Consider the following 8,042-nt stretch of genomic DNA (forward strand, 5'->3'; position numbering starts at 1 on the left):
GTATCAGACACAGCGGGTGGGCACACTTACTCGGCCTTGATCGCCGCCAGCATGTTCAGGCGGGCAGCCCTCCGCGCCGGCCACAGCGCCGCGATGACGCCCACCACAGCAGCCGCTGCCAGGAACAAGCCCATCCGGCCCCACGGCAGCACCATCTCGTACGTGCCCAGGCCCGCGCCCTTGATCAGGTCGCCCACGGCCCAGCCGAAGAAGACACCCAACCCGAGCCCCAGCACCCCGCCGAAGAGCGAGATCGTCAGCGACTCCAGGCGCACCATCCGCTTCACCCGGCGCCGGTCCAAGCCGATCGCCCGCAGCATCGCGATCTCCTGCTGGCGCTCGAAGACCGACATCGCCAGGGTGTTGATGACACCCAGCACCGCGATCACGACCGCCATGCCGAGCAGCGAGTACAGCATGTACAGCAGCATGTTGATCATGCCCGCGACGCCGTCAGCGACGTCCTGTTTGTCCTGGACGGCGATCGCCGGGTTGTCGCCCAGCGCCTTCTCCAGGGTGTCCTTGTTGGCGTCGGACTCGCCGCCCTTCATCTTCACGAAGAGCTGCATGTCGGTCGGGCGGTCGAGGTGCGGGGTGAGGGTGGCGGTGTCGAGCATGATGCCCTTCACCATCTCGTTGCCCTCGTAGATGCCGCTGATCTCGAGCTGGCCGCGCTTGCCGTCCTGGTACGTCAGCGGCACCGTGTCGCCGGTCTTCCAGCCCTCCTTGTCGGCGGTCTTCTGGTCGACGACCGCCTTGTCGCCGCTCAGCCCGGCGAACGAGCCGGAGTTGAAGTCCAGCGAGGTGAGGTCGCCGATGGTCTTGCCGTTGACGCCGGTGAGGTACTGCTCGTCGCCGTCGATGGAGACCGGCGCGTTGCGCAGCGGCGAGGTGGCGGTGACGCCCGGGACCTCGGCGACCTTCTTGTCCACCTCCGGGTTCAGCGGGCTGAAGTTCGCCATCGAGACGACGTAGTCGGACTTCAGCGAGCCCGTCGCCATCTTGTCGATGCCCTTGGAGACGCCGCCCGCGATCACCGTAAGACCGGTGATCAGGGTCAGGCCGATCATCAGCGCCGAGGCCGTGGCGGCCGTACGCCGCGGATTGCGCACCGCGTTCTGGCGGGCCAGCTTCCCGGCGACGCCGAAGATACGGAGCACCGGGGCCGCGGCCGCGATCAGCGGCCGGGACAGCAGCGGGGTCAGCACGAACACACCGATCAGCAGCAGCGCCGCGCCGCCGCCCATCGCGGCCTTGCCGTCGCTCATCGACATGGCGCCGATGACCAGCGCCGCGCCCGCGGCGGACAGCAGCGAGCCGATGGTGTTGCGGATGACCAGCGACCGGGTGGTCGCCTTGGCGTGCACGCTGCTCATCGCCGCCACCGGCGGGATCTTCGCCGCGCGCCGGGCCGGCAACCAGGCGGCCAGCACCGTCACGACGACGCCGACGATCAGCGAGGCGGCGATCGTGGCGGGGGAGACGATCACCGGACCGTCCGGCACGGTCTGGCCCGCCGCACTCATCAGCGAGCGCAGCCCGGCGCCGATGCCGATGCCCGCGCCCAGGCCCACCGCGGCGGCGATCAGACCGACCGTCGTGGCCTCGGCGAGGACCGAGCGGGTCACCTGGCGGCGGCTGGCGCCGACCGCGCGCAGCAGCGCCAGCTCCTTGGTGCGCTGGGCGACCAGCATGGTGAAGGTGTTCGCGATCAGGAAGATGCCGACGAAGAGCGCGATGCCGGCGAAGGCGAGCATGAAGGTGCGCATCCCGGACATGCCGCTCTTGATCTCCGCGGCCTCGTCGTCGGCCAGCTTCTGGCCGGTGACGGCCTCGGTCTCGGCCGGGAGGACCTTCTCCGTCGCCTGCTTCAGCTGCGCCTGCGAGGTGCCGGCGGCGGCCTCCAGGGAGATCTCGGTGAACTGGCCGGGCTTGGCGAACAGTTGCTGCGCCGTCTTCGTATCGAAGAGGACGAGGGTGCCGCCCGCGGCGACATTGCCGTCGTCGGTGGTGAAGACGCCGGTCACCTTCTGGTCTAGGACCGGGCCGTCGACGGACATCCGGACGGTGTCGCCGACCCCGTAACCGGTGCGCTCGGCGGTCTTCGCGTCGATCGCGATCTCATTCGCGGTACGCGGCGCCTCGCCCGACTTCATCGGGTAGCGGGGGTCGTCGTCGCCGTAGTAGTTGGCGCCGTTGGTGGTGAAGCCGTCGCCGACCAGCTTGCCCTTCTTGTCGGCGAGGGCGGCGAAGCCGGAGACCGAGCCGGTGGCGCGCTCGACGCCGGGCACGGCCGCGGCCTTGTTGAGCAGGTCCTGGCTCAGCCGGGGAGCGCCGCCGGGGCGGCCCGCGTCCTTGTCGTCGTCCGGGCGGATCTGGACGTCGACGTGGTCGAAGCCCTTCTCGGAGGACTTGGTGTACGCGTCGGAGATGGTCGAGGTGAAGACCAGGGTGCCGGACACGAAGGCGACGCCGAGCATGACGGCGAGCACGGTCATCAGCAGCCGGGCCTTGTGCGCGAGCACGTTGCGCAAGGCAGTGCGGAACATGTGTGGGGTCTCAGTCCTGTGTGAGGTCGTAGCGGCGTAGCAGGCTGCTGCGGGTCAGCTGACCCGGCCCTTGGCGTCGAAGCGCTTCATCCGGTCCAGGACCTCATCCGCGGTCGGGTCGGCGAGCTCGTCGACGATGCGGCCGTCGGCGAGGAAGACCACGCGATCGGCGTACGCGGCGGCCACCGGGTCGTGGGTGACCATCACGACGGTCTGGCCGAGCTCGCGGACCGAGTTCCGCAGGAAGCCGAGCACCTCGGCGCCGGAGCGCGAGTCCAGGTTTCCGGTCGGCTCGTCCGCGAAGATGATCTCGGGCTTGGAGGCCAGGGCGCGGGCCACCGCCACGCGCTGCTGCTGGCCGCCGGAGAGCTGCGCCGGGCGGTGCTTGAGCCGGCCGCCGAGCCCCACGGTCTCCACGACCTGGTTGAGCCACCCCTTGTCGGCCTTACGGCCCGCGATGTCCATGGGCAGGGTGATGTTCTCCAGCGCGGTCAGCGTCGGCAGCAGGTTGAAGGCCTGGAAGATGAAGCCGATCTTGTCGCGCCGCAGCTGGGTGAGCTTCTTGTCCTTCAGCCCGGTCAGCTCGGTCTCGCCGATACGGGCGGAGCCGGCGCTCACCGTGTCCAGGCCCGCCATGCAGTGCATCAGCGTGGACTTGCCGGAGCCGGAGGGGCCCATGATCGCGGTGAACTCGGCCCTGCGGAACTCGACGGACACCGCGTCCAGCGCGACGACCTTCGTCTCTCCCTCCCCGTAGACCTTGGTGAGATCCGTGGCGCGGGCGGCCGCGGTGCGGATGGCGGTGTGGACGCCGGGCGTCGTGGTGGTCACGGGCGGGACTCCTGTCGGACGGCACTGCTTCTCTGCTTTGCGTTGCGTCCTCCATGCTCCCGGCGGGTTACGCCCAACGGATCAGCCCAGGCTCTGGTTCCCGGGAGGGTCCGAAGAGGTACGCCCCCCGTCGGGTCTCCTCCTGGGGTATGACACCGACCCTGAGGCCGCCGAATGGCACACGTGTCCTGATGCCGTCGTGGCCGCCATGAAAACAAGCCAACATCAGTGCGTAGATGCCCAGTTCGGTAGCCGATGAGGGCTAGTCTGGTTACCGCGCCAGGGGGTGGTCCGTACGGAGAGTGCGGATCCGGGGAGGCCTGCCCGGATGGTGGAAAGCAGACACGGCGACCTTAAAAGTCGCTGGCCTTCGGGCCGTGCCGGTTCAAGTCCGGCTCCGGGCACCTCCCGGCGCCCCCTTGTGATCACACAGGGTGCGGGCGCCGGTGCAGAGTGTCCGGCAGCCCTGAGATTCCCGGAGAATCCCTGAGCGGACCCCGAGAATCAGGGGTAAAGATCCTCCTGGGGGCCTAGCGCGATTTCTTTGCCTACCCATTACCCTGGGGACAAGGCCGCGCAGTGCGGCCATGGAGGAGTGAGATGAGGAGCAGCAACCCGGTCTTCTCGCGACGTGGGTTCAGCCGCACCGGCGGCTACGCGGGCTTTGACGCGCCGCCGCAGGCCGGGGGCCCCGCCACTGCCACGGCTGGCAACCCGTACGCGCAGCAGCAGACCACCGCCCCGAACCCGTACGCCACCAACCCCTACGCTCAGGCCCCCGCTGACCAGCAGCAGGGCGCCTACGCCCCGCCGGTCGCCCCGGGCCGGATGACGATGGACGACGTCGTCGCGAAGACGGGGATGACGCTCGGTCTGGTCGTCATCGCGGCCGCGGCCGCGTGGATCGCCGAGCTGCCGATCGGTGTCGGCTTCGCCGCCGCCCTGATCGGCTTCGTGCTGGCGATGGTGAACTCGTTCAAGCGCAAGCCGTCGCCCGCGCTGATCCTTGCCTACGCCGCCTTCGAGGGTGTGTTCCTCGGAGTCATCAGCCAGTACTTCAACGAGCGCTGGTCGGGCGCGCCCATGCAGGCCGTGCTCGGCACGATGGCGGTCTCCGCCGGCGTGCTGGTCATGTACAAGACCCGCATCATCCGGGTCAACGCCCGCTTCCAGCGCTTCGTGCTGGCCGCGCTCATCGGCTTCGTGCTGCTGGCGGCGGTCAACCTGCTCGTCGCCGTCATCGGCGGCGGCGACGGCCTCGGCCTCCGCACCGGCGGCATGGGCATCCTCTTCGGCACCATCGGCGTCCTGATCGGTGCCGCGGTCCTCGCGATGAACTTCAAGCAGATCGAGGACGGCATCGCCTACGGCGCCCCGAAGGAGGAGTCCTGGCTGGCGGCCTTCGGTCTGACCGTGACGCTGGTCTGGATCTACCTGGAGATGCTGCGTCTGGTCGCCATCCTGCAGGGCAACGACTAGCCGGCCTGATCACAAGCAAAAGCCCGTCGGGGTCTTCCCGGCGGGCTCTTTGCTTTCCTGGTGTCTTGGGTACGCCTTGGTGTCCCTGGCTAGAGCAACTTCCGTGCGGCTCGCCTGAGGTCGTATTCGTGGACGATGGCCTTGGCGTGGCCGTAAGCGAGGTCATGCTCCCCGCGCAGCCAGCTGACCTTCTCTTCGAAGCGGAAGAAGCAGGGTCCTTCTTCTACGGTGCGGAGCCAGTCGGAGACTTCACGACCGGTGCAGTGGGGGATGCGGGAGAGCAGGTTCCGGTGGGTTTCCTCGGAAAAGACTTGGGACATCGGCGCCTCCGGGTAAGCCGTCCTTCTCTGCACCGTGCCTGAGGGTTGGGCTGTTGGCAACCATGCGGTGGGGCCGAGAAGGCCACGGATCCCGGATAGGGTCGGATGGTGCACGATGTGACATCGCTCCTGACCGCCGTTGACCAGGTGGCTTCGCGCTTGCGGGCGCTGCCCCAGTCCCGTTTGCGGCAGGGGGCCGCGGCGGAAGGACTGGCGCTGGCGCGTGAGTTGACGGCGCGGGCGCAGCGCGCGGAGTTCGGCGCGGTGCGGTACGAGCTGCCGGACGTCGGTGAGTTCGTGGTGGGGGACCAGGTGGCGGTGGCGGGCATCGACCTGGCGGAAGCGCTGCGCGCCGCCCCCTCCGAGGAGGAAGCGGCGCGCGAGCTGGACGAGGCGTTGCGGCTGCTGGCGTCGGCCGCGGCCCGTATCTGACGCTACAGCGAGGCGATGACGCGGTCCGCCAGGACGTAGACGCTCTCCTCGTCGCACTCGAAGGTCAGGGCGAAGGCGCCCGAGACCGCCGAGCCGCCGAGCAGCACCGGCTCCGTGCCGCCGTGCAGCGCCGCCGCGAGGCGGTCCGCGGTGTCGCGGTGGCCGGGGGAGAGGCACAGCGTGGTGCCGTCCGCGAAGACGTAGACGTCGAGGGTGCCCAGGGGGCCCGGGCGCACGTCCACGAGGGGCGTGCGCAGCGCGGAGAGGTCCTCAAGGCGTGCGACGGTGCGCTCGTGGTCGGCGATCACGGGCTCGCCCGCGCCGCCGTGCGGGCGGAAGTCCGGGTGCGACGGGTGGCGCCGGCGCGCGGCCGCGAGCTCGGCGGACTCGCCGGAGGCGGTCTCGCTCATCTCCGCGGCGACGTCGCCCTCCATCTCGGCGTAGGCCTCGGCGGCCTCCGGGAAGAGCGGCTCGAGCCCGGCCAGGTCGGCCTGGCGCGGCACGAACGGCGCGGCGGCGTCACCGAAGAACGCGTCCCCGGTCAGCGCCCCGCCGAAGAACCCCGCCCCGTCGCTCTCCTCACGGGCCTCCTGCTCGGCCCAGAAGGCACGCGCCTCGGCGAGCTCCCGCTCGCGCTCGTCGGCGAGCGCCTGGGCCACGGCGGTCCGTATGTCGTCCTCGGTGGCGGTACGGGCGGAGGGCACCTTCGCGCCGGCGTCGGCGGTCCGGCTGTCGGACAGACGGGAGCGCAGCTCGGCGACGTCCTTACGCAGCCCGCGCACGGTGTGCAGGACCACAGCACCGAGGGCCATGCCGGAGGCGGCGGCCACCGCGAGGGCGATGTTCGTGACGCTCACTGTCGTACTCCCGACTGCAGAGGGAACCCGTAGTTTCTACATCAGCCTGCCGGAGTACTGAACACCGCCCCCAGTGCATAAAGGCATAAATCGGACAGGTCCTTGGTCCTGCCGGACTGGAAAGGGGCGGGTACGGCACTATGGCCGCCCCGCCCCGTAGAACCAGCTCTAGCTCAGGCGCTCCAGCACCATCGCCATGCCCTGGCCGCCGCCCACGCACATGGTCTCCAGGCCGAACTGCTTGTCGTGCCACTGGAGGCTGTTGATCAGCGTGGTGGTGATGCGGGCGCCGGTCATGCCGAAGGGGTGGCCCACGGCGATCGCACCGCCGTTGACGTTGAGCTTGTCGATGTCGATGCCCAGGTCGCGGTACGAGGGGATGACCTGCGCGGCGAAGGCCTCGTTGATCTCCACGAGGTCGATGTCGCCGATCGACAGCCCGGCGCGGGCGAGGGCCTGCTTGCTGGCCTCCACCGGGCCGAGACCCATGATCTCCGGGGACAGTCCGGAAACACCGGTGGAAACGATGCGCGCGAGGGGCGTGAGACCCAGCTCACGCGCCTTCGTGTCGGACATGATGACGAGCGCGGCGGCGCCGTCGTTGAGGGGGCAGCAGTTACCGGCCGTGACGAGGCCGTCGGGGCGGAAGACCGGCTTCAGGCCGGAGACGCCCTCGATGTTCACGCCTGCCCGGGGGCCGTCGTCCTTGCTGACGACGGTGCCGTCCGGGGTGGTGACCGGGGTGATCTCGCGGGCCCAGAAGCCGTCGGCGATGGCCTTCTCGGCGAGGTTCTGCGAGCGGACGCCGAACTCGTCCATGTCCTGGCGGGTGACGCCCTTCACCCGGGCGAGGTTCTCGGCGGTCTGCCCCATGGCGATGTAGACGTCCGGTACCTTGCCGTCCTCGCGCGGGTCGCGCCAGCTCGCGGCGCCCTTCTCGGCCACCTCGGCGGTACGGGCCTCGGCGTCGGCGAAGAGGGGGTTGTGGGTGTCCGGGAGGCCGTCGGAGGAGCCCTTCCCGAACCGGGAGACGGTCTCGACACCGGCGGAGATGAAGACGTCGCCCTCGCCGGCCTTGATGGCGTGCAGCGCCATCCGGGTCGTCTGCAGGGAGCTCGAGCAGTAGCGGGTGACGGTGCACCCGGGGAGGTGGTCCATGCCGAGCTGCACGGCGACCACGCGCCCGAGGTTGTGCCCCTGCTCACCACCGGGCAGGCCGCAGCCGAGCATGAGGTCGTCGATGTCGTGGGGGTCGAGGCCTTCGACCTTGTCGAGGGCGGCCTTGACGATGCCGGCGGTGAGATCGTCCGGGCGGACGTCCTTGAGCGAGCCCTTGCCCGCCCTTCCGATCGGCGTGCGAGCAGCTGACACGATCACGGCTTCGGGCATCACGGCTCCATTGGCGCTGAGGGCTGGCTGGCGGAGGCCTGGCAGGTCTCCCTGCGGAAGCTACCCACCCGTACGCGGCTAAGCAAGCGCTCAGGCGGGGAGGGAGGGTGAGGTACGGGTCACATGTGGGGGCACCGCCCTCGGCCCCACCTGTCCTCGGCCGCGCGCCCGCCCTCCCTCGGCCC

At 69.9% G+C, this 8,042-nt stretch carries 7 protein-coding genes and 1 tRNA gene; 3 read left to right on the top strand and 5 right to left on the bottom strand.

Annotated elements, in window-relative coordinates; genetic code table 11:
- Positions 1 to 26: 26 nt before the first annotated feature.
- Together G5C51_RS37565 and G5C51_RS37570 are read right to left on the bottom strand one after the other, a co-directional pair.
- Entirely contained in the window at positions 27 to 2,549 is a 2,523-nt protein-coding gene (locus G5C51_RS37565) for an ABC transporter permease (protein WP_165244644.1), read from the bottom strand.
- A gap of 54 nt (positions 2,550 to 2,603) precedes the next feature.
- Positions 2,604 to 3,380, bottom strand: coding sequence for an ATP-binding cassette domain-containing protein (locus G5C51_RS37570; protein WP_165244646.1), 777 nt, complete (start codon positions 3,378 to 3,380; stop codon positions 2,604 to 2,606).
- A 322-nt stretch (positions 3,381 to 3,702) separates the two neighbouring features.
- On the opposite strand from G5C51_RS37570, the gene G5C51_RS37575 reads away from it, so the two are divergent.
- Both G5C51_RS37575 and G5C51_RS37580 read left to right on the top strand, forming a co-directional pair.
- A tRNA-Leu gene (locus G5C51_RS37575) sits at positions 3,703 to 3,784 on the top strand.
- A gap of 196 nt (positions 3,785 to 3,980) precedes the next feature.
- A complete protein-coding gene (locus G5C51_RS37580) occupies positions 3,981 to 4,859 on the top strand; it encodes a Bax inhibitor-1/YccA family protein (protein ID WP_165244648.1) in 879 nt (292 codons plus the stop codon).
- A gap of 89 nt (positions 4,860 to 4,948) precedes the next feature.
- Here G5C51_RS37580 and G5C51_RS37585 read toward each other — a convergent pair whose 3' ends face one another.
- The gene (locus G5C51_RS37585) at positions 4,949 to 5,179 is read right to left on the bottom strand and encodes a DUF4287 domain-containing protein (protein WP_165244650.1); all 231 of its coding nucleotides are present in this window, start codon (positions 5,177 to 5,179) and stop codon (positions 4,949 to 4,951) included.
- Between the two features lie 105 nt (positions 5,180 to 5,284).
- On the opposite strand from G5C51_RS37585, the gene G5C51_RS37590 reads away from it, so the two are divergent.
- Positions 5,285 to 5,611 carry a hypothetical protein gene (locus G5C51_RS37590; RefSeq protein WP_206314740.1) on the top strand — a complete coding sequence of 109 codons (327 nt, stop codon included), beginning with the start codon at positions 5,285 to 5,287 and terminating at the stop codon, positions 5,609 to 5,611.
- Between the two features lie 2 nt (positions 5,612 to 5,613).
- Here G5C51_RS37590 and G5C51_RS37595 read toward each other — a convergent pair whose 3' ends face one another.
- Together G5C51_RS37595 and G5C51_RS37600 are read right to left on the bottom strand one after the other, a co-directional pair.
- Entirely contained in the window at positions 5,614 to 6,468 is an 855-nt protein-coding gene (locus G5C51_RS37595; RefSeq protein ID WP_165244654.1) for a hypothetical protein, read from the bottom strand.
- 168 nt (positions 6,469 to 6,636) lie between these two features.
- Positions 6,637 to 7,857 (bottom strand): acetyl-CoA C-acetyltransferase, encoded by a 1,221-nt coding sequence (locus G5C51_RS37600; protein ID WP_206314741.1) that lies wholly within the window; start codon positions 7,855 to 7,857, stop codon positions 6,637 to 6,639.
- Between the last annotated feature and the right edge of the window lie 185 nt (positions 7,858 to 8,042).

Origin of the sequence: Streptomyces coryli (assembly GCF_011044975.1) — a bacterium.
In the GTDB taxonomy this organism is placed as follows: Bacteria; Actinomycetota; Actinomycetes; order Streptomycetales; family Streptomycetaceae; genus Streptomyces; species Streptomyces coryli.